A 26,983-nucleotide genomic window follows, 5' to 3' on the forward strand; every position below is an offset into this window, starting at 1 on the left:
GCGGCCGGGCCGGAGCAGCACGGGGGGCGGGTCGGCGTGGGCGACGACGGTGGCGGTCGGCGGAGGAGCGGTACGGGCACCTGGCTGCTGGGGGCTCCCCCGGTCGAGCCGAGGCCGCTGGCCGCCGCGCTCGGCCTGCCGGAGGAGGACCCGGGGCTACGTCGCCTGCGGCAGGCGGGTCCGCAGCGGTACGCCCGGATCGAGCGGCTGCACCGGGCGGCGCAGCGGGCCTTCGCCCACCGCACCCGGGTGGAGGTGTGCCGGGACCTGGAACACGCGGTCCACGGGGCGCTGCGGGAGGCGCGGGAGGCGCGGGAGGCGAGCGAGGTGCACGGCGCCCACGCGGCACCGGAGGCCGATCCCGGCGCCGGCCCCAGCCCCGATCCCGGCCCCGACGCCGGCCCCGACGCCCGTCCCGGCCCCAGCCCCGATCCCGGCCCCGACGCCGGCCCCGACGCCCGTCCCGGCCCCGGCCCCGATCCCGGCCCCGGCTCCGATGTCAGCCCCGGCCCCGATCCCGCCACCGGCAGCACCTACGACCCGCTCCGCCCCGCGTCCGATGCCGCCGCGCGGGCGCTCATGGCCGACGCGGCCCTCGCGGGCGGGCGCGGACTGAACACGGGCCTCGCCTTCGGCGTGCTCCTCAGCCCGGTCGCCCTGGTGCTGGCCCTCACCGTGGCCCGGGTGCTGCCGCCCCTGTTCGGCGCGGCCATCGGCTGCCCGGAGCAGCTCGCCCTCACGCATGCCCTGGCCTGCTTCTCCGGCGGCGCGCTGGGCGCGGTCTTCAGTGTGATCGTCCGGCTGCGGGACGCCTACCAGCTGACCCGGCCGACAGCGGCGGACGTCGCGGACGATCCGGCGGGCACCGACGGCATGCCCCCGGACCCGGCCCAACTGGTCCGCCTGATGCGGCAGGAGGGCTGGTACCGGGTGGTCGTCGGCTGGTTCCTGGCCGTATCCCTCTTCGTCGTCATCAACGGTGGGATCCTGAGCCTGTTCGCCCCGCCCGCCGTCCCGGAGGGCGTGTGCGGCACCGGGCCGCTCTCCCCGGCCGACCACCAGGCCCTGATCAAGGCCTTCTTCTTCTGGGGCGGCGTCGGCTTCCTCGCCGGTCTGAACGAGCGCTGGGCCTACGGCCTGCTGCGCCGCGACGGCGCCGAGGGGCCCCGGGACGCTATTCGTTGACCAGGACCGGCACGGACAGCACCGCGCTCGTTGGGGCCTGGGCGAACTGCCCGTCGGCCGCCACCGTGAAGTCGATGCCGTCGGCCGCCGCCCGCGGCCCGTCGTGGTGGTCGCCGCCCTTCGCGTCCTCGCCCTCCTCCTGGTACTGGAACGTGCCCGTGCCCAGCAGGTGCCCGCTCGCGTCGTAGTACGCGGCGCGCACCTCGAGCGCCAGGACGTCGCTGACGTCGGAGGTGATCGCCAGGTGCCCGGCGACGGCGGCCTTGCCGGTGGGCTTGAGGGAGGTGAGCTTGAGGGAGGTCAGCTTCACCCGGTCGGTGAAGGGGCCCTCCTCGACGCGGACCTCGCCCGCCGCGGCGGGGGACGCCAGTACGGCGGCGGGCTCGGGCGCGCCGCGCGGCGCGGGCAGCGCCACGGGGGCGACGGAACCGGCCGGATCCCCGGCGGAGTCGGCGGAGTCGGCGCCGTCGGCCCGCGGGGCGCCGGAGCAGCCCGAGGCGAGGGCGAGGACGGCGGCCGCGGCGGCCAGCGCGCCCGCGGTGCGGCGGGTGAGGTGTCTCATCGGAACGCTCCTGAAGTGGCCGGGGCCGGGAGGACCATGTCCTCCCGGCCCCGGTTCCGCTCGGTGGGTCAGTGCTGCTGGGGCGCCTTGCCGAACAGCGAGCGGTACAGCTTCCCGTACAGCTCGGTGTTGTTCTGGCTCGCCGCGAAGGCGCTGCCGTTCGGGCCGTAGGCGAAGATCGGCACGTCGGCGCCGGTGTGGTTGCCGGACAGGTAGGTCAGCCAGAGGCTGGCGTCCGGGCTGCCGTCCTTGACGTCCGCCGGGTCGTTCGGCGTACGGAAGGTGGCGGGGGCGAAGTTCTTCGCGTCACCCGCGCCCGCTCCGTTGACGATGCCGGTGGAGCGCACCGGGTCCTTGGCACCCGAAGTGGGGCGCGAGGTCGTGCTGTTGTTCGCGCTGTTGCCCGCGTCCGTGTTGGCCGGGGGAGCGACCGCCTCGGAGTTGGTGTAGGTGCCCTTCTCGATGATGTTGAAGCCCGCGCACTCGTGGTCCGCGGTGACGACCACGAGGGTGTGGCCGTCCTTCTTCGCGAAGTCGGTGGCCGCCTTGACCGCGTCGTCGAACGCCTTGATCTCGCCGAGGGTCTGCGCGGCGTCGTTGGCGTGCGAGCGCTTGTCGATCTGGGCGCCCTCGATCTGGAGGAAGAAGCCCTTCTTGTTCCGGTCGTACCCACCGCGCTCACCGAGCAGCGAGATCGACTTGCGCGTCATCTCGGCGAGCGTCGGCTCCTGCTTCTGCGCGGCGTCCGCGGGCAGCCCGGCCTTGGCCTGCTCGACGGTGAGGTTGCCGCGGTTGAAGAGACCGACGACCTTCTTGCCGTTGGCCTTGGCCAGGTCGTTCTTGGTGGCGACCTTCTGGCTGGCGGCTGTCTGAGCGGGGAGCTTGGCGTCGCCGAAGCTGCCGAGCACCTGGTAGCCCTGGGCCTGGAGGGCCTTCTGGTCGTCCGGCTCGAAGCGGGCGAGGCCGCCGCCGAGGATGACGTCGGCGGTGCCGTTGCGCGCGATCTGCTCGGCGATCGGCGTGACCAGCGTCTTGTCGGCGGGCGCGGTCTCGTACGTACCGTCCTCCTTCTTGGGGAGGCAGGCGGCGTCGGAGTACACCGGGCCCTGGCAGCCGCGCAGCAGCGCGTGGCTGAACTGGGCCGCCGGGGTGGCGTCGGTGATCTCGGCGGTGGAGACGTTGCCCGTGGCGAAGCCGGCCTTCTTGGCCTGCTCCATCAGCGTGGTGACGCGCTTCTCGTACGAGTCCACGCTGAGCGCGGCGTTGTACGTCTTGACGCCGGTCGACCAGGCGGTGGCCGAGCTGGCGGAGTCGGTGACCAGCGCGGGCTTGGCGCTGCCCTTCTCGACGGCGTAGGTGGCGACGGCGCCGGTGTAGGGCAGGGTCTCCATGTTCAGCTTGCCGGACGCGCCGTAGAACCGGTCGCGCGCGGCCGTGACGTGGGTGCGGCCCATTCCGTCACCGAGCAGGTAGATGACATTGCGGATCTCCCTCCCCTGGTCGCCGTGCTGGGGAGCCGAATTGGCGGTGGCCGCGGTAGCGGCGGCCAGGGCGCCCGTCAGGGCCAGAACGGTCAAGGTCTTGGCAGGTCTGCGTCGCATGATGCGGGAGGTCCCCCTCGGAAAGGAATGGCGCTGGCGGACCGACGCTAAGAGCGCGACATGAACACGGCGGTTTCCCCGGGTGACGTGGAGTCGAACAGCGCCGGGCCGAAAACAGCCCTTGTGGCCGATGGCAGACCCTTGCGAGGTCCCGCCCGGCCCGGCCCCCGGGCGCCCCGCGCTCGTTTTGACGCACGCTCCAGGCCGTCTCCGCACGTTCCAGGCCGTCTCCGCCCGGTCCGGGACGCCCGGTCGGCGCCGCCCCGGCGCGGCTGCGGGGCGGGGCCGGGCGCGGTGGTCAGGCTGGGTGGGGCGCAGACCCCCCACCGCACCGGAGGCACAGATGACCAGCCAGGCCGCAGCGTTCCCGACCGCCGACGCCCACGCGCTGCACGACGTACTGCGCGAGGTCGTCGCCGACGGCGCGACCCCGGGCGGGGTCGTCGTCTGCGGTACGGCGGCGGGGGAGCGTACGGTCCTGTCGGCCGGGGTGGTGTCCCCCTTCACCCACCCGAAGGCCCCCGACGAGCACACGCTGTACGACATCGCGTCCCTCACCAAGGTCACCGCCACCTGGCCGCTCGTCGGCCGGGCCGTGGCCGCGGGGCTGCTCGAACTGGACGCGCCGGTGCGGGAGTTCCTGCCGCCCATGGAGGCCGACGGCCACTGGCCCGGGGCCGCGGCCACCGTGCGCCGGCTGCTCTCGCACACCGCGGGCCTGCGCGTGGCCACCCGCCTCGACCTGTACGACCTGGCCGAGCGCCCCCTGCACGAGCTGATCTGCCGAGAGCCCCTGGAGACCCTTCCCGGCACCCACCGCTACATCAACCGGGGCTACATCCTGCTCGGCCTCGCCCTGGCCCGGGTCCACGGCAGGTCGCTGGACCGGCTCGCCGGCGACCTGTGGGCGGAGCTGGGCATGGGCGGTACCCGCTACGGCCCGGTCGCGCAGACCCCGCTGGTCGCGCCCACCGAGCACCGCGACGGCCACGACCGGCTGTGGGGCGCGGTCCACGACGGGAGCGCGGCCGTCATGGGCGATGTCGCCGGGCACGCCGGGGTGTTCGCCCCGGCCGCCGACCTCGCCCGCTACGCCGAGATCCTGCTGGCGGGGCCGCGCGGCCCGCTCGGCGAGTGGGTCCGGGACAGCCTCGAACCGGTGGCCGAGATCGAGCCCGGGCTGCGGCGGGGGCTGGGCTGGATCGTGTCCGGGGACGGGACGGCGTACCACCACGGTTTCACCGGGACGAGCCTCTGCTTCACCCCCGGCACCGGCCGCTACCTGGTCATCGCCACCAACGCCGTCCACAACGGCGCCGCCGGCCGCGCCCGCCTCGCCCCGCTGCGTGAGCGCGCCCTCAAGGCGCTCGCCGCACGCTGACCCGGCGGGCTCGGCGGGCTCCGCGGGATCTGCGGCTCTGCGGACCCGGCGGACCCGGCGGGCTCAGAGGGTGTTGAGCGACTCGGCGGCGGTGGCGCGGTACAGGCCCGCCTTCGGCTTGACGACGCTGCCCGGCTTGGCCAGCGGGAGGCTGGCGCCCTCCGCGTTCGGCATGTGCGCGGGGTCCGCCAGGACGTTGATCTCGTCGGCGACGGGGCCGGTGGCGCCCGAGGGGTCCAGGTTCACGGCGGCGTACGCGGTGGCGCCGGGCTTCACCGGGTACGCCGGGGCGCTTCGCCGGTGGTGTCGCCCGCACCCTTGCCGTCCGCGCCGCCCTTGCCGCCCGCCGCACCCGCGGTTCCCGCCTTCGCCGGGGTGAAGGCGCCGGGGCTCTGGCCGTCCGTGGCCGAGGGCCGCGCCGTCGTCGTAGCCCGAGGTCTCGGCCTCGCGCGCCGCCTCGTCCAGGCGGCGGATGCCCTCGTTGCGCGACCCGGACGCGGTCGAACTCGACGATCACGACGAGGGGACGGAGGACTAGCTGTTGCGGCTCACGAGGTCGTTGCCGATGGTTGACGCGGTGCTGCCTACCGCTGTGTCCATGTGGGTGTCCAAGTCCCGCTGTCAGGGCGGTCGGGCTGTGCGGAGCCGAGGTAGTTGCGGAGTGTGGTCAGTGCGGGGTGTGGGTTGTCGCGGCGCCAGATCAGTGAGTGCGGGTAGACGGGCGTCGGGCCGGTCACCGGGATGCGGCGCAGGCCGTGGTCGGCGGGCCAGACGAGGCGGGTCTGCTCGCCCATGAAGGTGGCCAGGGCCGGGGTGTCGGCGATGGTGTCGAGGAGCGCATCGGAGCCGAAGTTGGGGCCGGTCGCCTCGATGGTGAGGCCGAACTCGGCGACGAGGTCGTCGTAGTAGGCGGCCCACTCGGTACCGGGGACGATGCCGGGCATCCAGATCCGGTGCCCGGCGAGCTGAGCGACGGTCACCGACCGGGCGCCCGCCAGTGCGTGGGCGGGGCCGGTGAGGAGCTGGAGTGGCTCGTCGAGTACCCGGACGGACTCGATGTCCGCGGGAAGAGGCCGGCCGGGCGCGGCGACGGCGCGGAAGGACGCGTCGATCGCACCCGACCGAAGGGCGGCGACGGCCGTCTCGATGTCGAACAGCATCAGCACGTCGAGGTCGATCTCGGCGTGACCTCGGTGGAAGCCGCGCATCAGGCCCGACGCCGCGCCGCGCGAGTTGATCACGTCGACGCGCAGCGGGCGGCGGCCGGTGCGCACGGACGTGATCGCGCGCTCGGCGACGCGTAGCAACTCGCGCGCGTGGGGCAGGAACGCCTGCCCGTCGATGGTGAGCTCGGCACCGCGCGCGGTGCGGGTGAACAGCTGCACGCTGAGGTTGCGCTCCAGCGTGGCGATGCGCTTGGAGACGGCCTGCTGGGTGACCGCCAGCTCGGCGGCGGCCTCCTGGAACTGCCCCCCATCGGCGGCGGCGACGAAAGTCCGGACGGTGTCGATGTCCATGCCGACCCACCTTAGTGCACAACGTTTGGTTGTGAGTCGCTGGCAGATTGGTTGTTTGACCTGCTGCTGCGCTGCTGGCTTTGATCTCACTGGTCAACGTCGGTTTGTTCGAGTGGGACGTCAAGGGGTGCGCTGAGCATGGTGGACAGGCGACGGTTGGGCCGGCAGTTCGGGTGGCTGTGGGCGGCGTATGGGGTCAGCACGTTCGGCACGTGGCTCGCCTTCGACGCGTTCTCCCTGATCGCGATCCTCGTGCTGCAGGCCGGGCCGGCCGAGGTGTCGGTGCTGGCGGCCGCGGGGCTGGCGGTGGGGGCGGTGGTCGCGGTGCCGCTCGGGCCGTGGGTGGAGTTTCGTCGCAAGCGGCCGGTGATGGTCGCGATGGATCTGACCCGGTTCGTGGCACTGATGAGTGTCCCCGCCGCGTACGCACTCGGTTTGCTCAGTGTCGTCCAGCTCCTGGTCGTGTCCGTCGTCGTCGGTGCGGCCGACATCGCCTTCAACGCGGCCAGTGGCGCGTATCTGAAGGCGCTCGTGCGGCCGGAGGACCTGCTCGTCGCTAACGGGCGATTCGAGTCCACGACCTGGACCGCCACCGTGCTCGGACCGCCGGTCGGCACGGCCGCGATCGGGCTGTTCGGCCCGGCGATGACCGTGGTGGCCAATGCGGTCAGCTATCTGATCTCAGCCGCAGGGATCCGTGCGATCGGCGGCAGTGAGCCGCGTCCGGTGCGCACGGGTGCGCACCGGCCCCCGCACCCGCCCCGCGCCCAGGCCGAAGGGTGGCGGTACATCCTGACCCACCCGGCCCTGCGCCCTCTGTTCTTCAACACGGTCCTGGTCAACGGCCTGATCCTGGCAACCTCGCCGCTGCTCGCCGTCCTCATGCTCGGCGACCTCGGGTTCGCCCCCTGGCAGTACGGCCTGGCGTTCGGCCTGCCCTGCGTCGGCGGCATCATCGGCTCACGGCTGGCCCACCGATTCGTCTCACGGTTCGGACGGCACAAGGTCATGCTCACAGTCGGGACGCTGCGCGCGTGCTGGTCGCTCGGGCTGGCCTTCATCTGCCCTGGAGCGGCCGGGCTCGTGCTCGTCATCGCGGTCGAGTTCGGACTGATCACCTGCATGGGCGTGTTCAACCCGGTGTTCGCCACCTACCGGTTCGCTCACATGGAGACGGGCCGGATCGCCCGGACCCTGTCAGCGTGGTCGGTCACCAGCAAGCTGACTGTCGCGGCCATGACCGGGTTATGGGGCCTGATGGCCGGCATCACCGGCCCCCGCACCGCGATCGCCATCGCCGGTCTTCTCATGCTGCTCACCCCTTTCCTGCTTCCCCGGCAGGACCACGCGCCGCAGCACGAGGGAGATCTGATCCGGAGCACGACGTGACACACCGCAACTCGCCACCCGTCCGAAAGCAGGCTGTGGCCGGTCCACCGATGCGCGTCCCGTTCAATCACTGAGTTCCCACGAGCAACTCGGTGGTGCGCTGCCCGCACTGCCGGACGTCCGGATCGCAGCCGCAGCCGCAGCCGCAGCCGTCCTGCCGGCATTGCCCCTGCTCGACCTTCCGACTGAAACCCACTGGCCGGCATGAGCGCCCGTCAGCACCACCAGCAAGGAGAACACTCGCGTGAGCACCGCCCCCGCGCTCGACCCCACACGCACCGCCCTTCTCGTCATGGACTACCAGCCCGCGGTCCTGGCCCATCTGCCCGAGGGCTGGGACTGCGAAGCCCTGCTGTCACGCATGGAAGATGCCATCGCCGACATCCGCGCCACGGGCGGCACCATCGCCTACGTCCGCGTCGGCTTCACCGAGGCCGACTGGGACGCGGTCCCGGCCACCAACAAGTCCTTTGCCCCGCTGGCCCAGCACCGCCTCATGCACCACGAGGACCCATCCACCGCCGTCCACGAGCGCCTGGCGCCCCAGGACGGCGACATCGTGGTGCGCAAGATCCGCTACGGCGGCATGTCCACCACCGACCTCGACGAGCAGCTACGCGAGCGGGAGATCACCACTCTGGTCGTCTCCGGCTTCAGTACCAGCGGCGTCGTCCTGTCTACCGTCATCGACGCGGCCGACCGCGACTACCGGCTCTACGTCCTGTCCGACGGCGTCGCCGACCCTGACACCGAAGTCCACAGCATCCTGCTGCATCGCGTCTTCCCCTCGCGGGCCCACATCATCGACACCGCCGAACTGCACACCCTGGTCGGGGCCGACTGACTCGAACCGCCGAGCCAATCCCACCCACGGCCGCCGCACCCACACACTGTGTGGCGGCCGCCCGCCCCCCAGGCACCCGGCCCAGCAGCATCCCAGAGCTCTCACACATGGTCATCTGTGAGAGTTCTGCGAGAGCCCTCGGAACGATCACGTTTCCGCAGGTCGCCGTTCGCAAAAGTCCTCTCGAAACCTGCACGTTGTGCGAGACACTTCTGAGAGATTTCCCGCATGGATCTCACGCCCGATCGGGCCGCATTGGCGGTAGAACGTCACGACTGCCCGGACTGTGACGCGCCCGCTGGCAGCGCCTGCCGCACCCGGGGCGGGAAGACCGCCGCGAAGTACCACACCCCGCGCTTCGTCCTCGTTCCCGCGCTGCGCGAGGAACTGGAAGTTCTCGTCCCCACCGACCGGCACCCGGGCCGCGCGTGGAAGCAGGGCCCGGCGCTCGCCGTGGTGCCCGCGCCCCGCACCGAGCGTCCGGTCCGCATCGGGTACGCCAGGACGTCGACCGCGCGGCAGGAGCTGGCGAGCCAGCTCGAAGCCCTCCACCGCGCGGAGTGCCACAAGGTCTTCAAGGAGCAGATCAGCACCCGCGTCAAGGTCCGGCCCGAACTGGAGAAGGCGCTCGCCCTGGCCCACCAGTTCAAGGAGGCCGCCCCCGAGACGCCCGTCATCCTCACGGTGCACGAGCTCAAGCGTCTGGCCAGGAACGCGGCCGAACTGATGACGCTGTCCGCCGAGCTCCAGGCCGGCGGCATCCAGCTCGAACTCCTCACCGGACCGCTCACCGGGATCTACGATCCCAACGGCATGGGCGCCATGTTCTTCGCCGTGCTCGCCGTCGCCGGGCAGATCGAACGCAACTACATCCGGGAGAAGACCCTCGAAGGCCAGGTCATCGCCGCGTCCAAGGGCAACCACGGCGGCCGCCCGAAGGTCATCGACGACGACATGCTCACCTTCGCTGTCGCACTGAAGGACAAAGGCGTCCCCGTCCCCGAGATCGCGAAGAAGCTCACCATCAAGGTCGGGAAGAACACGGGCAAGTCCCCCTCGGTCGCCTCGCTCTACCGGGGGCTCGCGGAAGCCGAAGCCGCCGCGGTTGACGACGGCCTGCCGATGCGGCCCAAGCCCGCACGCATCCGCCAACCCGGAGAGCCGTTCACCACCGAGGAGATCGAGCTGCGCGAACGGCTCCAGTCCCAGCCTCACCCGAATGCCGAGCTGCGGTAGATCCGTCCTCGACCGGCATCAAGTCCTTGATCACCGGCTTAGCGTTAACCGCTGTACCGGTGTGCCCCAAGGCCGGAACAGGGCGGCGGCGCGGTTCGCCGACTCCGGGACGGCGCGCGGCGCGACGCCCAGCGCGGGCAGGAACTCGCGCAGCACGTCGATCGGCTCGGGTTCGCCCGTCTCGCTGAACCCGCGCAGGTCGGCGTGGAGGCGGCCGTCCGGGAACCGGTGGTGGTTCAGGTGCGCCCAGTGGACGGCGAGGGCGCTCTTGCCGACCCCGGCGGGGCCGGTGACCAGGCACACGGGGGCGGGGGTGGCGTCGGAGCGGGCGGCCCGCGTCAGCGCGGCCAGTTCCGCCTCGCGCCCGTGGAAACCGCGGGGCGCGCGGGGGAGCAGGTCGAGGGTCTTCGGGCGGCGGGCGGCCCGGGCGGGCGCGGCGGCGGGAGCGGCGACGGGCGCGGGCGCCGTGGGCTCGGGGTCGGGCACGGCCTCCGGACCGGGGGCGTCGAGCTGCCCGCGCAGGGCCACCGTGTAGGCGTCGCGCAGCTCGCGGCCCGGATCGACGCCGAGCTGCTCGGCGAGCAGGCGCCGGGTGTGGTGGAAGCAGTCGAGGGCCTCGGAGCGCCTGCCCGCCCGCTGGAGCGCGGTGATCAGGGCAGCGGCCAGCGATTCGCGCAGGGGGTGGGCACCCGCCTCGGCGCGCAGCACGGCGGCGGCCCGGGCGTGGGCGCCGAGCAGCCCGTAACCGGCGGCCAGTTGCTCCACCGCGGCGAGCCGCCGCTCCTCCAGCGCGTCCGCGGCCGCCTGCAACGGCGGGCTGGGGTGTACGCCGGTCAGCGCGGGCCCCTGCCACAGCGCGAGCGCCTCCTGGTACATGACCACGGAATCCCCGGCCGAACGCTGCGCGTGGGCCAGCGCGACCAGTTCCTCGAAGCGGTGCGCGTCGAGCAGCGACTCCGGAATGCGCAGGACGTACGCGGCGCCCTGCGTGGCCAGTTCGACGCCGTACATCCCCGCGTCCGCCGTATCGAGCAGGGTGCGGAGCCGGGACACGTGCCCCTGGATGACGCTGCGGGCCCGTACCGGCGGCTCGTCGTCCCAGAGCGCGGCGCCGAGTTGCCGCAGCGGCACGGGGTGGTTGGGGCGCAACAGCAGGGCGGCGAGCAGGCTCCGGCGTTTGACGGGGCCGAGCGGTAGATCACCGGCCTCGGTGGCGACGGACACCGATCCGAGCGGCCGGAATTCCACCTGCCGTACACCCCCGTAAGCCCACAAGCCCGTAAGCAAGGAGACGTCAGCCTATCGCCGGCCCCCGCCGCGCCCACGCCCAGGCGCCCCGACGGGTCGCGGCCCGCGCCCCGCCCGGTCGCAGTCCGGCCCCCGGCGGCCCGAAGGCGGGCGCCGGCCCGGGCCGAGTGGCCCGGGAGCCGGGGAGGGCGTTCCATCGAGGGGTGGGCGCCTCCCGGCGCTGTCCGGTGCTCGGGCGAGCACCCGGCGGATCCCGTCACACCTCATCGGCCCCGCCCCGGCCCGACCGGCAGGAGAACGCGATGACCGCCACCCCCGACGGCCCGCCCCGGGCCCGCGCCCGCCGCGGACGCGCCCGTACCGCCCTGGTGTGCGCCGCCGCCCTGCTCGGGGCAGCGCTGCCCACCGCCGCCCGGGCCGCCGGTCCGGGCCGCGCGCCGCAGCCGCGCACGGGTGCCTGCGCGGCCTCCCCCGCACCCGCGGGCGGCGAGGCGAAGCAGATCCTCGACATCGCGCGCCAGGCGCTGAAGGACCTGGACCTGAACGCCGTGGTGCTCCGGGTGAACCGCGACGGACGCGAGGTCGTCACCGGAGCCCTCGGGCAGTCCATGACGGACGTCCCCGCCACCGCCGACATGCACTTCCGGGCGGGCTCGGTGGCCATCGTCTACCTGGGCGTCGTACTCCTCCAGCTCGTCGACGAGGGCAAGGCGGGCCTGGACGACCCCGTCTCCCGCTGGGTGCGGGGGGTGCCGCACGGGGACCGGATCACCCTGCGGATGCTCGGCAGCTCCACCTCGGGGCTGCACGACTACGTCACCGACCCGAAGTTCATCGCGGCGCTCTACGCCGACCCCTTCCGCCAGTGGACCCCCGCCCAGCTGGAGGCGATCTCCACCGCGCACCCGCTCTGGTACCCGCCGGGCACCAACTGGAGCTACTCGCACGCCAACTTCGTGATCCTGGGCGCCGCCCTGGAGAAGATCAGCGGCACCCCGCTGGCCACGCTGCTCCAGCAGCGCGTCACCGGCCCGGCGGGGCTGGCCGACACCCGTAGCGAGACCACCCCGGTCATCCAGGAGCCCGTACTGCACGCCTTCGACGCGGAGCGCGGCACCTACGAGGAATCCACCTTCTGGAACCCCTCGTGGACCACGGCTCCCGGCGCCGTCCTCACCACCCACATCTGCGACCTGGCCCGTTCGGCGGAGGTCATCGGCACGGGGCAGCTCCTCCCGGCGAAGAGCTTCGCGACGCAACTCGACCCGGGAACGGTGGGGTTGGGCAAGGCCGTCGGAGACTGCTCCGCCACGGTCTGCCTCGTGATGAGCGCGGCCCGCCACTTCGGCCTCGGGGTGATCGTGGAGAACGGCTGGATCCTCACGAACCCGTCGTTCACCGGTTACGCCGCCGTCCAGGCCTACCTGCCCGCCGAGCACCTGGCCATCGCCGTCTCGACCACGACCGGCGCCAAGAGCCCCGCGGGCAACACCAGCCAGACCATCGCCCACCGCATCACCGCCGCCCTCACCCCGCGGCACGCCTTGAAGGGCTGACCGGCGGGCGAAGCGGCGGGCGGAACACGCCGGGGAACACGCCGGGGGACAGCCGGCCAAAGGCCCGTGCGGGACGGACGCGCACCGGCTAGCCTGGAGCCGTGTCTGTTCCCCGTACGTCTCGTCTCCGCTGGTGGCGCTCCCTCTAGGAGCGGCCACGGACACTGACGTACGTACCACCGGGCCGTCGATCGGACGGCCCGCGGCGCGCGTGCGCACTCGTACTCCCGGCTCGTACTGTCGGCGGCTCCTCCCCCTGAGGCAGGAGCCCGCAATCATGACCACGACCACGCCCCCCACCGCCACCACGCCCCCCACCGCCACCCCGCGCAACGCCGCCACCACGCACAACGCCGCCACCCCGCGCGACGCCGAGCTGGAGCGGCTGGTCCGCCAGGCCCCGCACCGCTTCCGGGTACTGACCGGAGACCGGCCCACCGGGCGCCTGCACCTGGGCCACTACTTCGGGACCCTCCAGGGCCGGGTCCGCCTCCAGGACGCGGGCGTGGACACGTTCGTCGTGGTGGCCGACTACCAGGTGCTGACCGACCGGGACGTCGCCGAACGGCTCACCGAGCACGTGGAGGACCTGGTCCTCGACTACCTGGCGGCGGGCATCGACCCCGAGCGCTCCACGGTCTTCGCGCACAGCGCCCTCCCCGCTCTGAACCAGCTGCTCCTGCCGTTCCTGTCGCTGGTCTCGGTGGCCGAGCTCGGCCGCAACCCCACGGTCAAGGACGAGATCGCGCACTCCCGGCAGGCCTCGGTCAGCGGGCTGATGTTCACGTACCCGGTGCACCAGGCCGCCGACATCCTGTTCTGCAAGGCGAACCTGGTGCCGGTGGGACAGGACCAGCTGCCGCACCTGGAGGTCACGCGGACCGTCGCCCGGCGCTTCAACGAACGCTACGGCCAGGGCGGGGCCGTCTTCCCGGAACCCGAGGCCCTGCTGTCGGCGGCGCCGCTGCTGCTGGGCACGGACGGTAAGAAGATGAGCAAGTCCCGCGGCAACGCCATCGCCCTCTCCGACACGGCGGACGAGACGGCCCGGCTGATCAAGGGCGCCAGGACCGACGCCGTACGCCGCATCACCTACGACCCGGCCACCCGCCCCGAGGTGTCCAGCCTGGTCCTGCTCGCCGCCCTGTGCCAGGGCCGCGCCCCGCACGAGGTCGCGGAGGAGACGGGCGACGGCGGCGCGGCCGCCCTGAAGCGAACCGTCACGGAGGCGGTCAACGAGCACTTCGCCCCGCTGCGCGCCCGCCGCGCGCAGTACGCGCAGGACCGGGCGTACGTCCGCCAGACCCTGCGCACCGGCAACGAGCGGGCGGCAGCCCTGGCCGAAGCCACCCTGACCGAGGTCCGCACCGCGATGGGAACCCTGTACTGACCACCGGCCGGCTGGTGGGGGCTCCTGCGACGACGTTCCCTAGCATGAACACATGGTTGCCAGTGATGCCCAGCATTCCGAGTCAGGACGGGAAGCAGTGTTTCGAGACGACACCGAAGTCGGCGGTCCTCCTTCCGCGCCAACGGCCGCGCCCGCGGCCGGAGGACACGAGGACTCCCACCCGCTCGCCGGCCTGGTCGAGCGAGCGGCCGAGCTGGTGGCGCCGGTCAAGCCGAAGCTACGGGGCTGGCTGCACGCCGGTATGGTCCCCGCGTCGCTGGCCGCGGGCATCGTCCTCATCTGCCTGGCCGGGACACCGCAGGCCGCCCTCGCCTGCACCGTGTACTCCGTCACCGCCTGGCTGCTGTTCGGGACGAGCGCGGTCTACCACCTCGGCACGTGGGGCCCGCTCGGCGAGGCCGTTCTGCGCCGCATCGACCACGCCAACATCTTCCTGATCATCGCAGGCACCTGCACCCCGCTCGCCGTGCTCCTGCTCTCCCCCGACCAGCGGTCCGTCCTCCTGTGGATCGTGTGGACGGGCGCGCTGGTGGGCATCGCCTTCCGTGTCCTGTGGGTCGGAGCTCCCCGCTGGCTGTACACCCCCTGCTACCTGGCCCTGGGCTGGGCGCCGGTGCGCTACCTGCCCGACTTCCTGCACAGCGGCGGCACGGCCGTACTCGCCTTGATCGTGACCGGCGGGCTCCTCTACAGCGCGGGCGCCGTCGTGTACGGCCTCCAGCGCCCCGACCCCTCACCCCGCTGGTTCGGCTACCACGAGGTGTTCCACGCCTTGACCGTGGCAGCCTTCACCGCGCACTACACCGCCATCCTCCTCGCCGCCCGCTGACCGGCTTCGGATCAGGGTGCGGCGGGCGGGCGGCGGAGCGAGACGTAGTAGTTGCCGACGGCGGACAGGTAGTCGTGGTCGGCTGTCTCGCTGTCGGTGGTGAACTGCGGTGCGGCTTTGATCTCTTCCTGCGTACCTGAGACCGTCACCGTTCGCTCTTCGGAGTCGATGACGGTGACGGCGCCGGCCGGGATCAGGACGCTCTTGCCGAACACCCACACACCGGTGTCGACCACCAAGTGCTGCATACCGGGCTGGTCCTGCTGGCGGTCCACGTGCCCGATGGCACCGTCAGCCGCCGCCACGGCGAACCCCACCAGCGACTGCCGGGGCGTGTAACCGCTGTCCTGCGCATACATCCACACACCGCTCACAGACCGTCTCCTCAACCTCGGCAACCGGACGCGGTGGCCCCTCGGCTCCACCGGTTCGTATCGTCCCATCCGCATGCCCCGGTGGCTGCCGCGCAACCGAGTCCGCTGCGGAATCCGGGCTCGCGCGCCATGCCGGCGGCCGGGCGGCGTCCCGTCCGCGCGTGCGGCGATGACGACAACGTTCCCCGAGCGAGCGGCCGGTGAGCGCTGTTCGGGTGAACCGGTCGGGCAGCACGGTCCGTACGGGCGTCACCGGGCAGCTGGCGCGCGGGTCCTCGGGCAGGGTTGGGGACGGTCGGCCCAGCCGGTCTCCCGGGATCCGTGCCGGACGCGGTCACGGGCCGCGACCCGCGAGGGGACGCCTTCGACGAGGCCATGGGGGCGGAGCGCGAGGCCCCGGGCGGGTCCGGGCGGGTCCGGGCGGGTCCGGGAAGAGCGTCACGGAGCAGTTCTCGCGGGGGGACCGGCTTCCCACGGTGTCGGAGCAGGAAGAGGAGCGGCCATGTCCCCGACCGACGAGCGGGATACAGGCACCCGTCAAGGGCGCGACGACGGCCAGTGGCCGGCGGAGATGGGCCTCGCGGTCACGCTCGCGGCAGCGGAATCCGCCTCCCCCGTCGAGTCGCTCGACGTCGTCGCACGGATGCTCAGGGACCGCTTGAACGCCGCTGCGGTCTCGTTCCTGATCGTCGACTTCACCGGGTCGTCCGTGGTGCGGCTCGGGGCGGCCGACAGCGTGGAGTCCGGCGGGCCCCCCGAGCGCGTCGCGCTGCCGGGCACCCTCTACGCGGACGTGTTGCGCACACAGCGGCCGGCCCTCCGGCGAGAGAGCGACAGCCTGGTCAGGGTCGTCGCGCCCGTCACCAACCGCGGCGACGCGATCGGCCTGCTGGAGCTCTTCCTGACGGGTCTGCCCGACGAGGACGTGATGCGGCAGATCGGTGCGACCGCGCACGCCCTGGCCTACATCGTCATCGCCAACCGGTCCTTCACCGACGTCTACCAGTGGGGCCGCCGTACGCGGCCCCTGAACCTGGCGGCCGAGATCCAGCACCGGCTCCTCCCCGCCTCGCTGGCATGCGAAGCGGCCCAGTTCACGGTCGCCGGAGCACTGGAGCCCGCGACGCACGTGGGCGGTGACACCTTCGACTACGTCGTCGACCGCGACACCATGCAGCTTTCCGTCACCGATGCCATGGGCCACGACGTGGAAGCCGCGCTCCTCGCCACCCTGGCCGTGGGCGCCCTCCGCCGGGCCAGACGGGCCGGCGCCGACCTCGAAGAGCAGGCCTTCGAGGCCAACCAGGCCGTCATCGACAACGGCAGGCGGGGCTTCGTCACCGGGCAGCTGCTGCGCGTCAGCCTGCTCGACGGGACCACCGAGTTCGTCAACGCGGGGCATCCCTGGCCGCTGCGCCTGAGACACGGAACGGTTGAGGAGATGGTTCCCGAGGTGGACCTCCCCTTCGGCATCCGGCTGCGCACCACCTACCGGGTGCAGCGGCTGGATCTGCGGCCGGGCGACCGGCTCGTGATGCTCACCGACGGCATGCTCGAGCGCCACGCCGTGGAGGTCGACCTGCCCTCCCTGATCGCGCGCACGGGCGATCTCCACCCCCGCGAGGCCTCCCGCGCCCTGGTCGCGGAGGTTCTGCGCGCTCACGGCGGACGCCTCCAGGACGACGCGACGGTCATGTGCCTGGACTGGCACGGCACCCACCAGGCGACGCGCAGCGCCGACGCCGGGGCCGACCTCACTGAGGCATCGGCGCCCGAGTAACGCTCCGTCCGGCGCCCGAGGCACGGCGCAGACGAGGACCTCCGAGGCATCCGGGGCGCTGCGAACGCCGCCCCTCAGTCCGTGCGGGGCGGGAGCGCGAGCCCGCCGACACCGACGGGCGCACTCACCTCAGGACACTCACCTCAGGCCGAGGCCGGCGGAGCGGATGATTCGGCGGTGCGGCGGTATTCGGTGTTGATGCGCTGGGCTTCTTCGAGCTGGTCTTCGAGGATGACGATGCGGCAGGCGGCCTCGATGGGGGTGCCTTGGTCGACGAGTTCGCGGGCGCGGGCGGCGATGCGCAGTTGGTAGCGGGAGTAGCGGCGGTGCCCGCCGTCGGAGCGGAGCGGGGTGATGAGGCGGGCCTCGCCGATGGCGCGGAGGAAGCCCTGGGTGGTTCCGAGCATGGCTGCGGCCCGGCCCATGGTGTAGGCGGGGTAGTCGTCGTCGTCGAGACGGCCGAACGAGTCGTCTGCTGTCATTGCACCTCTCTCATGGAACGCGTGGAGGGGCCCTGGTGCCGTACGGCACCAGGGCCCCGAAGGAACTACTACACCATCTACCGACCCTAGTACTGCGTCGGCCTGCTGTTTCCGCTGACCCGGCCGAGACGCTGCCGGGAGTGCGGGGATCGCGGTTGCTTGACCGGAGACCACCTCACTATCGATGTCCTGCGGTACCCGGGCTCAGACATCCGCCCGGGCGATCCTGATGGCGCTCGGCTCCTCCGTTCTTCCCTCGGCAATCAACTACTTACATACTGGGGACTGCGTACTGCTGGTGATGCGTACTGCTCAGTGGCCTGCGAAAGCGCCACTCTCCGGCAGCCAGCCCCGTCGCCCGTCCTGCGTCTGCTCTGGCTTAGAACCCCACTGCCGAACCTCCCGGTGCGCGCGCCCGCAGCCGACGCCTTCACCGAGGTGCCACTCCACTCAACTTCACTGCTGGGTACCGAGAACCGCACTTACTTCAGGTACTGCCACTGCGTAAACCGCGGTACTTCCTGTGGCGGCCCCTGATCACCGCGGGCCACCCGGTCCGGTCGTCAGTCCCGTCGCCGTCCTGCAACCGCCCTGGCTTCGACACTCCACCACCGCACCGTCATGCGAACTACAACCAGCTGTACTGCTTGTACTGCAACTGCTTGTACTGCTGCCCGGCAGTTCGTCTCTGCCAGGCCCTTCGGTCTCTCTGGGCTACGAGAGAAACCATAACCACACCACCGGCCAATGTCTACTCCGGCCATCTCAGATTTTCACGCTCACCCGGGAGAGCTAGACCATCGCTGCCGCCCCAGGATGTGCGGGACAGCCCGCACCGCACGTCAGGGGCCCGGGACGGCCGGTGCGGGCGGGACGGCCGGTGAATACAATCGGCTCTCATGTCGAAGCCTGACGAGCTGCTCGTTGACGTTGCCACCATGGTGGAGTCCGGGCAGAGCAATCAGATGTCCCTGACCGTGGTCGCCGGCGGTGCTGTCATCACCGGCCGGCTCGCTCCCGAAGCCGTGTGGAGGCAGCGGGTGTCGGAGGTCCTGACCGACTCGGCCCGCTTGGTCGAGTTCGCCGCCCTCTTCACCGCCACGACACGCGTGGAGGAACGGCCCACCCATCTGCACTTCCATGTGGCCCGGATCCTCCAGGGCACGGTGGGGATCCCGGAGACGGGTGGGATGTACCGCGTCTCGATCGCGGATGTCAGCGCCTGGACGATGGGCGACTTCAGCTACTCCGACCACTGACGCACCGCCGGAACGCAAACCCCCGGAACGCGGGAGGGCCCGACCGGCGCGTGCCGGTCGGGCCCTCCTTGCTCAGCGGGACGGTCGTCCCGCGGTGAGGCGGTTCAGCGGGCGAGGGCGAGGACGCCCAGGGCGCTGCCTTGCTCGTCGACGACGGGCAGGGCGGCGAGCTTGCGGTAGCGCATCGCGTGCTCGGCCTCGGCCAACGTGGTCATGGGCGAGGTGAACGGCCCCCGGTCGCCGAGGACGGCGCGCAGGCGGATCTGGTCCGTGTACGCGGCGCTGTCGCGGATGTCGGTGAGCTGGGCCCGGGTGACCAGCCCGCCGCACACGCCGTACTCGTCGCAGACGAGCAGACGATCCGCGCGCGCACTGGCCATGACGGCCAGGGCCACTGCGACCGTCATGTCGTCGCAGACCTGCGGACCGGCCTCCATCGCGTCGTCCACCGTCCGGTCCACCGGGTTGGCGTTCGCCGAGCGGGGCTGTGCCTGGACCAGCGTCACCATGTGCCTCCTGCAGTGATGGATCAGTCTCCGGATCACGTGGTTGTCAGGCCGCCGCGTCGAAGGCGGACTGCCGCACGCTCACGCGCCGGGCAGCCGCAGCGGGCCTGCGCCGCCCGCGGGACGCGGCAGTGCGCTTGGGCCGCTCCGAGACCGGTGCGGTGATGGTGACGGGGATGCCGGAGGGGGTCCGGGCGCCGGTGATCCGGTGGAGGGCCTCTTCCCCGGAGCGGACCTGGGTGGTCTGCGGGACGATCGCGGCGGCCTGCATGAGGCGGGTCATGTCACGCCGCTGGTTGGCGGTGACCAGGGTGACGACGCTGCCGGACTCGCCCGCGCGGGCGGTGCGGCCGCCGCGGTGGAGGTAGTCCTTGTGATCGGTCGGCGGGTCCACGTTGACGACCAGGTCGAGGCTGTCGACGTGAATGCCGCGCGCGGCGACGTTGGTGGCGACCAGGACGGTGACGTGCCCGGTCTTGAACTGGGTCAGGGTCCGGGTGCGCTGGGGCTGGGACTTCCCGCCGTGCAGCGCGGCGGCCCGTACGCCGTTGCTGAGCAGGTGCTCGGTCAGGCGGTCGACGGCGTGCTTGGTGTCGAGGAACATGATCACGCGGCCTTCGCGGGCGGCGATCTCCGTGGTCGTCCGCTGCTTGTCGGCGCCGTGGACGTGCAGGACGTGGTGTTCCATCGTGGTGACGGCGCCGGCCGAGGGGTCGACGGAGTGGACGACCGGGTCGGTGAGGTAGCGGCGGACCAGCAGGTCGACGTTGCGGTCCAGGGTGGCGGAGAACAGCATCCGCTGGCCCTCGGGACGTACCTGGTCGAGCAGGGCGGTGACCTGCGGCATGAAGCCCATGTCGGCCATCTGGTCGGCCTCGTCGAGGACCGTGATCGCGACCTGGTTCAACCGGCAGTCACCACGGTCGATGAGGTCCTTCAACCGGCCGGGCGTGGCCACGACGACCTCCGCGCCTCCGCGCAGCGCGCCGGCCTGCCTGCCGATCGGCATACCGCCGACGACGGTGGCCAGGCGCAGCTTGACGGCACGGGCGTAGGGGGTGAGGGCGTCGGTCACCTGCTGGGCCAGCTCGCGGGTGGGGACGAGGACGAGAGCGAGCGGCTGGCGGGGCTCGGCGCGCTGCCCGGCGGTGCGGGCCAGCATCGCCAGGCCGAACGCCAGGGTCTTGCCGGAGCCGGTGCGGCCGCGGCCGAGCACGTCCCGTCCGGCGAGGGTGTTGGGCAGCGTCGCGCCCTGGATCGGGAACGGCACCGATACGCCCTGCGTACCGAGAGCGGCCAGCAGCTCGGCCGGCATGGCGAGGTCCGCGAAGGCTTCGACGGCGGGCAGCGCGGGAGTGATCGTCTTCGGCAGGGCGAACTCGCCCTGGACGCCGCCGGGCCGACGGCCGTAACCGCCCGAGCGGCTCGCGCCCCCGGAGCGGCCGGCGCCCCCGGAACGGCTCGGGCCCCCGGAACGGCTCGCGGCGGACGAGCCGAAACGGCTTCCCCGCTCCGAGCCGGCGCCCGTGCCGAAAGCAGGACCGCCGGTGCGGCTGCGGGAGCGGGAGGAACGGTCGTTCTTACGTGTGGGGTTCATGTGGAACCTTCCTTGATATGGCACGTATCAAGGAATTCCCGCAGCGGAAAAGCGGCGCAAGGAATCGCAAGAACGAGCCGAATGTGAAAGCGGATGGCCCACAGGAAATCTGCGTGGGCGCAGGCGCTGGAATGAGGTGGCGTCCTCAGGACGCAAGAGCCGAATGGATCGGCTCGGGTGCGGATCCTGGTGGCCGCATCCCTTGAAGCTTCTTCCCGCGGGTGAAAACACCGCGGACAACGCGTGCAGCTGGGGCCCGCACCCCGAGGGGTGCGGGCCCCAGCTGCACCCTGTGCGTCAGCGTCAGGCGGGAACGATGTTCTCGGCCGTCGGGCCCTTCTGGCCCTGCGCGATGTCGAAGGTGACCTTCTGGCCTTCGAGCAGCTCGCGGAAGCCCTGGGCGGCGATGTTCGAGAAGTGGGCGAAGACGTCGTCACCGCCACCGTCCTGCTCGATGAAGCCGAAACCCTTTGCCGCGTTGAACCACTTCACGGTGCCAGCAGCCATGTCAGATCTCCTTTGGGGCAGTACACCAGCGTCCGCACTATGCGGACACCGTGTCGCCGCGATGATGCCCCGCCCGGATAATGACCCGGAAATATAAAGCGCTCCCAGAGCGGCGTGGAGGCCGATCGGAAGCGCTCGAAGTTTTTGGGTACCAAAACTGCAACCGAGATCGACAGTAGCACGCCGCAGTGGCGCGGGTGTGTTAAATATTATCCCCCTGGGCGTTGCGGTAAATACTCTCCCCGCAGGGTCCGTTAAACTCTCAGGCCGCCGGGACAGATATTTATCCACCCCGAGCGCAGCGTTGCGAAATTAAGGTCGGCGCCCGGTCAGCGGCGTCGAGCAGATCCGAGGGGTACCGTGAAACGACGGCGGCGTCGCGCCGGACAAGGGCCGCACCCGCATCGGTGGGGCCCGGGGGAGACCTGCGGCCGCACTCCCGAGACGGGCGGACCATGATGACCGACTCCGACACCCCCCGCCCCGCCCCGCTGCTTCTTCCGGACGCGATCCACCAGGCGGTGAGACCGGGTACGGCCGTGCTGCGGCTGGAGACCACGCAGTCCCGGACAGGGCTGCTCGACGGGGCGTGGTGGCCGCGCTCCAAAGACATCGCGGCCGAACTGCCCGCCCTGATCCGGGTCCTGGTCGAGTACCTCGGCCCCATCACGCGCGTCGGCCTCGACACCGAGGCCTGGAACGTGCTGCCGACCCGTCTGCTCATCGACGACCGCGTCGTGCACCTCGACTCCGACCCGGTGGGCGACGACACCGTTCTCCTCACCCGTGGCGACAACGACCACTTCGCCCTGCTGGTGGTACCGCCGGACACCACGCTCGATGCCGCCCGGACCGCGATGGCCCAGGCGGTCCGCGCCGACAACATCACCCAGGCCGCACAGATCCTCCTGGCCCCCGTGGGTGATCCCGGAACGGCCGAGCCGACAGCGGCACGGCGGCGGAGTCGCCGGCTCCGCTGACCCCGCATCCCAACGGCCCCGGCACGTGGACACGCTCCGGGGCCGCCCTTGCGGGTCGCACGCGCGGGAGTGGCCTGACCCGGCTACCAGACCGGTCCGCAGGCGTCCTTCCGGCCTGTCCGTCGCCCGGGTTCCAGGGAAATCACCTCGACGCATCGCGCCGGATCCGGGGCGTGGGCGCCAGGTCGTAAACCGGTGCTCGGGTACTGCTGGAGGATCTCGATGAGGAAATCCCGGGTGTTCTCAGGACTCAGCGCCTGCGCCTGAAGGCGCGCGTACATGTCGCCGTAGGTCTGTACATCGGAACGTTTCTCCACATACAGGTCGCTGCTGAAATTCTCCAGATACACCACGTCGGCCTCGGAGGCGCCGGCGAACTCCAGCATCGAGAACTGCCCGGAGATTCCCGGATGTGCTCCCGCGGAATGAGGGAGCAGTTGCACGGTGATGTCAGGGTGCGTGCTCATCCGCGTCAGATGCTCCAGCTGCGCGCGCATGACCCCGCGGCTGTCGACGGTGCGCCACAGCACCGACTCGTCGAGCACGGCCCACAAGCGCAGCGGGCGGTCCGAGGTGTCCGCGACCCGGTCCTGACGGCGCAGGCGTACCTGCAGGCGTGCGGCCGCCTGTTCGGCGGTGGGGATCGGGAGGGATGCCGCGATGAGCGCCCGGGCGTAGGCGGGGGTCTGCAGCAAGCCGGGGATCACGAGCGGGTCGTAGGAGCGGATCGAGGTGGCTTCGCCCTCCAGGCCGATGTAGGCGCCGTGGGGGATGTCGCCGTAGGCGTTCCACCAGCCCTCCTGGCGGGACTCCCTGGCCATCTCCATCAGCGAGTCGACGGTCTGCCGGTCCTCGATTTCGTAGAGCGCGCACAGGTCACGGACATCGCGTGGGCTGATGCGGCGGCGACCGTTCTCCAGCAGGCTGATCTTGGGCTGGGAAACCAGCAGATGCGCGGCCGCCTGTTGCATCTTCACCCCTCTGGCTTCGCGGAGGCGGCGCAGCTCCGCTCCGAGCCGACGTCTTCTGATGGTGGGATGGACGTACGCCGTCACGGAACTGCTACCTCCACTCGAGGGTTGCCCTGGTCAGCAGATTGTCGCGGTCCAAGGCGGATCGATCCCCTATCCGGCCCCGTTTCGGGAGCCCATTCGCGTCACGCTTCCACAGGACGGAGGCGCCTGCCGCCCCATGTCCCCCTTGCTGTTTCGCCTCCTCCTGACTGTCGTGCCATGGAGGAATTGACGCGGCGGATCGCGGTCGCCGCATTGTTGACGAGTTCTGCCGGATGCATTTATTCGGTCTTAATATTTTTGCCGACCCGCATGGCCGAATGTGCGAAATCACCCGAATGAATCGACATCCCGTTGTCCATTGCTGCGTAATATGCCAGCGAAAGAGACGGGGATTCCGCGCGCCGGGAGATTCCCCATACGCCACCACTCAGGAGTTGGCCCCTCGATGACGCCGAACAACTATTACGTGCCTCAATGGCGCAGAACACCGGCCTTGATCGCGTCGGTGCTCGCGGCTGCGGTCGCCGCTGCGGTGGTCGCGGTGACGCCGACGACCGCACATGCCATTGGCACGCCCGTACCGCTCGGTACCGCGGCCTCCTTCGCGATCCTGGCCGGGTCGACGATCACCAACACCGGCCCCTCGGTGGTCACCGGAGACATCGGTGTGCATCCCGGGTCGGCCATCACCGGGTTCCGCCCGCCGGCCTCGGAACCGGGGACGGTCAACGGGGTCCAGCACCGCGCGGACGTCGTGGCCCAGGGGGCCAAGGACGACCTCGTCGCGGCGTACGACCAGGCTGCCGGTCAAGTCGTGGACGGTGCCCTCTCGGCGGGAATCGCCAACATCACGCTGTCTCCGGGCGTCCACCACGCCGCGATCGGTCTCGGACTCACCGGAGACCTCACCCTGGACGCCGCGGGTGACCCCAACGCGGTGTGGGTGTTCCAGGTCCCCGAGTCCCTGACGACGGCCTCCGCCAGCCGCGTGCTTCTCACCAACGGCGCTTCGCCGTGCAATGTGTACTGGCAGATCGGAGCGTCGGCCACCCTCGGCAGCGGCTCCAAGTTCGTGGGCACGATCATGGCTCTGACCTCGATCACCGTCAATGATTCAGTGACCATCGACGGCCGGACGCTGGCCCGTAACGGCCAGGTGTCACTGATCAACGACGTGATCAACCGGGGGAACTGCGCCACCGGCACGTCCGGTGGGACGACGGGCGGTCTGGTCACGGGTGGTGCGGTCGCAGGCACGACCACGGGCGGCACCGGGACGGGTGGCACCACGACCGGTGGCACCGGCACCGGTGGTACCGCGGGCGGCCTGCTCGGCGGGGTGACGACCGGTGGTACCTCGGGCGGCCTGCTGGGTGGTGTCCTGACGGGTGGCGTCACCGGCGGCCTTCCCGGTGGTCTCATCGCGGGCACCACGGGCAGCACCACCGGTGGTGCCAACGGCGGCGCGACCGGCGGAATCCCCGGCTACCCCAAGCCCCCGAAGCCTCCGCACGACCACGAGAAGCCTCCGCGCGACCACGACCACGACCACGACCATGACCACGAGAAGCCTCCGCACGACCAGGACCACGAGGGCGGTGGCGGCGGGTACGGCCAGGCCGACGAGAAGGCGGCGTAGCCGGCGACGCGACATGAGGGCGCCGCTGCCGTGCGGCGCTCGCTGAAAGCGGCAGCCGAGCCGCGACAGGTGGAGGGATGCCGGGCGGCGGAGTGGCAGTCGAGCCGCCGCCCGGCATCGGTGAGAGCCCGGGAGATCAGGTGAGTGCAGTCGGTACGGAAGGGCCGCCGGGTGGGACCGCCCTGGGCGCGGCCGAGTCCGCGGATGTGAGGGAACCGGACCAGCGTGGCGCCTCGGGGGCGCCGCGGTGCCGGGGTGGGGAACCCGCCGAGGGGCCGGGCGGTTCAGAGCGGCCGGCCGTCCTTGTGAAGGCAGGACTCTCGGTTGTCGTGGCCCTGTGCGTGGCGACGGCCCTGATCCACGTCCTCCTCGTCTTTCTTCATGTGGCGCCCCCGAACGCCGTCTCGCAGCAGTACAGCCGGCAGGTGAACGCATGGGTCTTCCCGCTGTTCGAGCAGAACTGGCGCCTCTTCGCACCCGATCCGGAGTCCGTCAACCGGCAGATCTCGGCGAGGGCGATGCGGACCGCCCCGGACGGCACCGCGCAGGTGAGTGACTGGTTCGATCTGTCCGGCGCGGACGGCTCCGCGGTCGAGCACAATCCGTTCCCCAGCCACACCTCGCAGAACATGCTGCGGCGGGCGTGGAGTTCGTACCTCGAGACGCACGGCGGCGACGACCAGGCGCGTACGGAACGGGCTCTGATGATGGAGACGTACCTGCGCAACATCGCGGCGGATCGCGTCGCCGCCCACCGCGGTGGCGCCTTCGACTCCATCCAGTTGCGGGTCGTCACCGTGCCCATCGGCCCGCCGGTCCCGGCGGGCACCCCCGGCCGGGCCGCGGCCGTCGCCGCGCCCCGGCCCGCCGACACCCGATATCTGCCCTGGTGGAAGGTGGCCTCGCATGGGCACTGAACAGACGGCCGCAGCTCATCGCACCGCGGCCGCAGGGGCACCCCCCGGTGCGCGGCAGTCAGGGCTCGACCGGATCGGGACGTCCTGCGCCGTCCTGACCGAGCGGCCGGTGTCCCTCTACGCCGCTGCCGTGCTGCGCATCGGGTACGGATTCCTCTACCTCGTCTTCCTCCTGCGCGAGTTCCCGTACCGGGACGAGATCTGGGGTCCGGGCGCACCGTGGACGCCGGACCTCGCGAGGCAGTTGTTCGACCAGACCGGCTGGCTGAGCGTCCTCACCCTGTTCGACAGCCGCGCGTACTTCGAGATCTGTTACGCGGCAGCTCTCGTCACGTCGGGACTGTTCATGGCCGGCTGGCGGACCAGAGCGGTCTCCGTACTGTTCGCCGTCGTGGTCGCCTCGTTCCACGCCAGGGCGATCTTCATGACGGACGGAGGGGACAACGTCACCCTCCTCATGGCGGTGTACCTCATGTTCACCGCATGCGGCCGCCACTGGTCCCTGGACGCGCGCAGGGCACGGCTCCGAGGGCCGGCCGGCATCCCGGCCGGCCGGCGGACGCGGCACTTCTCCCACGTCCGCCGGACTCTGACCACGGTGCTGCACAACTGCGGCATGTTCGTCATCGCCGCACAAGTCTGCTTCCTCTACGGATCCGCCGGGCTGTACAAGGTGCAGGGCGGCTCCTGGGGCAATGGGACGGCCCTGCACTACGTCCTGAACCTCGATCTGTTCCGCCCCTGGCCGGCCGTGTCCCTCATGGCCGACGCCCACCCGGTCCCGATGGCCGTCGCCGGCTACCTGACGGTGCTGCTTCAGGTGGCATTCCCCTTCGTCCTGTTCGGCCGGCTGAAGTACCCCGTCCTGACCGTGCTGCTGGGCATGCATCTGGGGATCGCCGTACTCCTGGGACTGCCGCTGTTCTCCGGGGCGATGATCATTGCGGACGCCGTCTTCCTGCCGGACCGCTTCTACCGGTCCCTGGGACGGTTGTGGCGGCGCGTGGCACGGCGGCCGGAGCCCACGGCGGCCCCGGGGCAGGCTGACCAGGAGCCCGTACCTGTGCCGCCGCAGCATCCCGGTCGGCCGAACACCCTCCCGGCGGCGACCCGGTCGGCCCGCGTCACGGCCGAGGCGCCGGTCTCCCGGCCGGTGCCGTGACAGTG

24 protein-coding genes and 1 pseudogene are annotated in these 26,983 nt (G+C 71.6%); 14 read left to right on the plus strand and 11 right to left on the minus strand.

Annotation, left to right across the window (positions count from 1 at the left end):
- The first annotated feature begins 36 nt into the window (after positions 1 to 36).
- Positions 37 to 1,185, plus strand: coding sequence for a hypothetical protein (locus tag QMF80_RS16850; protein ID WP_283454037.1), 1,149 nt, complete (start codon positions 37 to 39; stop codon positions 1,183 to 1,185).
- On the opposite strand, the gene QMF80_RS16855 is transcribed toward QMF80_RS16850, so the two are convergent.
- Entirely contained in the window at positions 1,175 to 1,747 is a 573-nt protein-coding gene (locus QMF80_RS16855; RefSeq protein WP_283454039.1) for a hypothetical protein, read from the minus strand. The genes QMF80_RS16850 and QMF80_RS16855 overlap by 11 nt on opposite strands.
- Positions 1,748 to 1,815: 68 nt before the next feature.
- Complete coding sequence (locus QMF80_RS16860; protein ID WP_283454041.1) at positions 1,816 to 3,348, minus strand: alkaline phosphatase; 1,533 nt, start codon at positions 3,346 to 3,348, stop codon at positions 1,816 to 1,818.
- 343 nt (positions 3,349 to 3,691) lie between these two features.
- Between QMF80_RS16860 and QMF80_RS16865 the strand changes: the two genes are divergently transcribed.
- Positions 3,692 to 4,729: a serine hydrolase domain-containing protein gene (locus QMF80_RS16865; protein WP_283454043.1), complete on the plus strand. Its 1,038-nt coding sequence runs from the start codon at positions 3,692 to 3,694 to the stop codon at positions 4,727 to 4,729.
- Positions 4,730 to 4,792: 63 nt separating this feature from the next.
- Here QMF80_RS16865 and QMF80_RS16870 read toward each other — a convergent pair whose 3' ends face one another.
- Both QMF80_RS16870 and QMF80_RS16875 read right to left on the minus strand, forming a co-directional pair.
- Positions 4,793 to 5,005 (minus strand): hypothetical protein, encoded by a 213-nt coding sequence (locus QMF80_RS16870; RefSeq protein WP_283454045.1) that lies wholly within the window; start codon positions 5,003 to 5,005, stop codon positions 4,793 to 4,795.
- 308 nt (positions 5,006 to 5,313) lie between these two features.
- Positions 5,314 to 6,246 carry a LysR family transcriptional regulator gene (locus tag QMF80_RS16875; RefSeq protein ID WP_283454047.1) on the minus strand — a complete coding sequence of 311 codons (933 nt, stop codon included), beginning with the start codon at positions 6,244 to 6,246 and terminating at the stop codon, positions 5,314 to 5,316.
- 138 nt (positions 6,247 to 6,384) lie between these two features.
- Between QMF80_RS16875 and QMF80_RS16880 the strand changes: the two genes are divergently transcribed.
- The 3 genes from QMF80_RS16880 to QMF80_RS16890 all read left to right on the plus strand — a co-directional run bounded on the left by QMF80_RS16880 (position 6,385) and on the right by QMF80_RS16890 (position 9,715).
- Positions 6,385 to 7,635, plus strand: coding sequence for an MFS transporter (locus QMF80_RS16880; protein WP_283454049.1), 1,251 nt, complete (start codon positions 6,385 to 6,387; stop codon positions 7,633 to 7,635).
- Between the two features lie 244 nt (positions 7,636 to 7,879).
- Positions 7,880 to 8,479, plus strand: coding sequence for a cysteine hydrolase family protein (locus QMF80_RS16885; protein ID WP_283454051.1), 600 nt, complete (start codon positions 7,880 to 7,882; stop codon positions 8,477 to 8,479).
- A 228-nt stretch (positions 8,480 to 8,707) separates the two neighbouring features.
- Positions 8,708 to 9,715, plus strand: a complete 1,008-nt coding sequence (locus QMF80_RS16890; protein WP_283454053.1) for a recombinase family protein — start codon at positions 8,708 to 8,710, stop codon at positions 9,713 to 9,715.
- 72 nt (positions 9,716 to 9,787) lie between these two features.
- Here the strand turns inward: QMF80_RS16890 and QMF80_RS16895 are convergent.
- A pseudogene (locus QMF80_RS16895) lies at positions 9,788 to 10,963 on the minus strand (AfsR/SARP family transcriptional regulator); the annotation flags it as partial.
- A 302-nt stretch (positions 10,964 to 11,265) separates the two neighbouring features.
- Here QMF80_RS16895 and QMF80_RS16900 point away from each other — a divergent pair.
- The 3 genes from QMF80_RS16900 to trhA all read left to right on the plus strand — a co-directional run bounded on the left by QMF80_RS16900 (position 11,266) and on the right by trhA (position 14,759).
- Positions 11,266 to 12,519, plus strand: a complete 1,254-nt coding sequence (locus tag QMF80_RS16900; protein ID WP_283454055.1) for a serine hydrolase domain-containing protein — start codon at positions 11,266 to 11,268, stop codon at positions 12,517 to 12,519.
- Positions 12,520 to 12,796: 277 nt separating this feature from the next.
- The gene (gene trpS, locus QMF80_RS16905; protein WP_283454057.1) at positions 12,797 to 13,909 is read left to right on the plus strand and encodes a tryptophan--tRNA ligase; all 1,113 of its coding nucleotides are present in this window, start codon (positions 12,797 to 12,799) and stop codon (positions 13,907 to 13,909) included.
- A 52-nt stretch (positions 13,910 to 13,961) separates the two neighbouring features.
- Positions 13,962 to 14,759: a PAQR family membrane homeostasis protein TrhA gene (trhA, locus tag QMF80_RS16910; RefSeq protein WP_283454059.1), complete on the plus strand. Its 798-nt coding sequence runs from the start codon at positions 13,962 to 13,964 to the stop codon at positions 14,757 to 14,759.
- 11 nt (positions 14,760 to 14,770) lie between these two features.
- Here the strand turns inward: trhA and QMF80_RS16915 are convergent, their stop codons facing one another.
- Positions 14,771 to 15,133: a PRC-barrel domain containing protein gene (locus tag QMF80_RS16915; protein ID WP_283454061.1), complete on the minus strand. Its 363-nt coding sequence runs from the start codon at positions 15,131 to 15,133 to the stop codon at positions 14,771 to 14,773.
- 571 nt (positions 15,134 to 15,704) lie between these two features.
- Between QMF80_RS16915 and QMF80_RS16920 the strand changes: the two genes are divergently transcribed.
- Positions 15,705 to 16,913: a PP2C family protein-serine/threonine phosphatase gene (locus tag QMF80_RS16920; RefSeq protein WP_283454243.1), complete on the plus strand. Its 1,209-nt coding sequence runs from the start codon at positions 15,705 to 15,707 to the stop codon at positions 16,911 to 16,913.
- A 143-nt stretch (positions 16,914 to 17,056) separates the two neighbouring features.
- On the opposite strand, the gene QMF80_RS16925 is transcribed toward QMF80_RS16920, so the two are convergent.
- On the minus strand, positions 17,057 to 17,395 hold the full coding sequence (locus tag QMF80_RS16925) for a MerR family transcriptional regulator (RefSeq protein WP_283454063.1): 339 nt from the start codon (positions 17,393 to 17,395) through the stop codon (positions 17,057 to 17,059).
- 899 nt (positions 17,396 to 18,294) lie between these two features.
- On the opposite strand from QMF80_RS16925, the gene QMF80_RS16930 reads away from it, so the two are divergent.
- Positions 18,295 to 18,654, plus strand: coding sequence for a hypothetical protein (locus tag QMF80_RS16930; RefSeq protein WP_283454065.1), 360 nt, complete (start codon positions 18,295 to 18,297; stop codon positions 18,652 to 18,654).
- 104 nt (positions 18,655 to 18,758) lie between these two features.
- On the opposite strand, the gene QMF80_RS16935 is transcribed toward QMF80_RS16930, so the two are convergent.
- From QMF80_RS16935 to QMF80_RS16945, 3 genes are all read right to left on the minus strand, one after another.
- Positions 18,759 to 19,160 carry a CBS domain-containing protein gene (locus QMF80_RS16935; protein WP_283454245.1) on the minus strand — a complete coding sequence of 134 codons (402 nt, stop codon included), beginning with the start codon at positions 19,158 to 19,160 and terminating at the stop codon, positions 18,759 to 18,761.
- A 46-nt stretch (positions 19,161 to 19,206) separates the two neighbouring features.
- Complete coding sequence (locus tag QMF80_RS16940) at positions 19,207 to 20,757, minus strand: DEAD/DEAH box helicase (RefSeq protein ID WP_283454067.1); 1,551 nt, start codon at positions 20,755 to 20,757, stop codon at positions 19,207 to 19,209.
- A gap of 303 nt (positions 20,758 to 21,060) precedes the next feature.
- Complete coding sequence (locus tag QMF80_RS16945) at positions 21,061 to 21,264, minus strand: cold-shock protein (RefSeq protein WP_283454069.1); 204 nt, start codon at positions 21,262 to 21,264, stop codon at positions 21,061 to 21,063.
- 458 nt (positions 21,265 to 21,722) lie between these two features.
- Here QMF80_RS16945 and QMF80_RS16950 point away from each other — a divergent pair, with 458 nt between their 5' ends.
- A complete protein-coding gene (locus QMF80_RS16950) occupies positions 21,723 to 22,244 on the plus strand; it encodes a DUF5994 family protein (RefSeq protein WP_283454246.1) in 522 nt (173 codons plus the stop codon).
- A gap of 83 nt (positions 22,245 to 22,327) precedes the next feature.
- On the opposite strand, the gene QMF80_RS16955 is transcribed toward QMF80_RS16950, so the two are convergent.
- Entirely contained in the window at positions 22,328 to 23,299 is a 972-nt protein-coding gene (locus QMF80_RS16955) for a helix-turn-helix domain-containing protein (RefSeq protein WP_283454071.1), read from the minus strand.
- A gap of 406 nt (positions 23,300 to 23,705) precedes the next feature.
- Between QMF80_RS16955 and QMF80_RS16960 the strand changes: the two genes are divergently transcribed.
- The 3 genes from QMF80_RS16960 to QMF80_RS16970 all read left to right on the plus strand — a co-directional run bounded on the left by QMF80_RS16960 (position 23,706) and on the right by QMF80_RS16970 (position 26,978).
- The gene (locus tag QMF80_RS16960; RefSeq protein WP_283454073.1) at positions 23,706 to 24,899 is read left to right on the plus strand and encodes an ice-binding family protein; all 1,194 of its coding nucleotides are present in this window, start codon (positions 23,706 to 23,708) and stop codon (positions 24,897 to 24,899) included.
- A 77-nt stretch (positions 24,900 to 24,976) separates the two neighbouring features.
- Positions 24,977 to 25,816: a DUF5819 family protein gene (locus tag QMF80_RS16965; protein ID WP_349372214.1), complete on the plus strand. Its 840-nt coding sequence runs from the start codon at positions 24,977 to 24,979 to the stop codon at positions 25,814 to 25,816.
- On the plus strand, positions 25,806 to 26,978 hold the full coding sequence (locus tag QMF80_RS16970; RefSeq protein ID WP_283454077.1) for an HTTM domain-containing protein: 1,173 nt from the start codon (positions 25,806 to 25,808) through the stop codon (positions 26,976 to 26,978). The genes QMF80_RS16965 and QMF80_RS16970 overlap by 11 nt, the downstream gene beginning before the upstream one ends.
- Positions 26,979 to 26,983: the final 5 nt, after the last annotated feature.

The organism is Streptomyces sp. G-G2 (assembly GCF_030063135.1).
GTDB lineage: Bacteria > Actinomycetota > Actinomycetes > Streptomycetales > Streptomycetaceae > Streptomyces.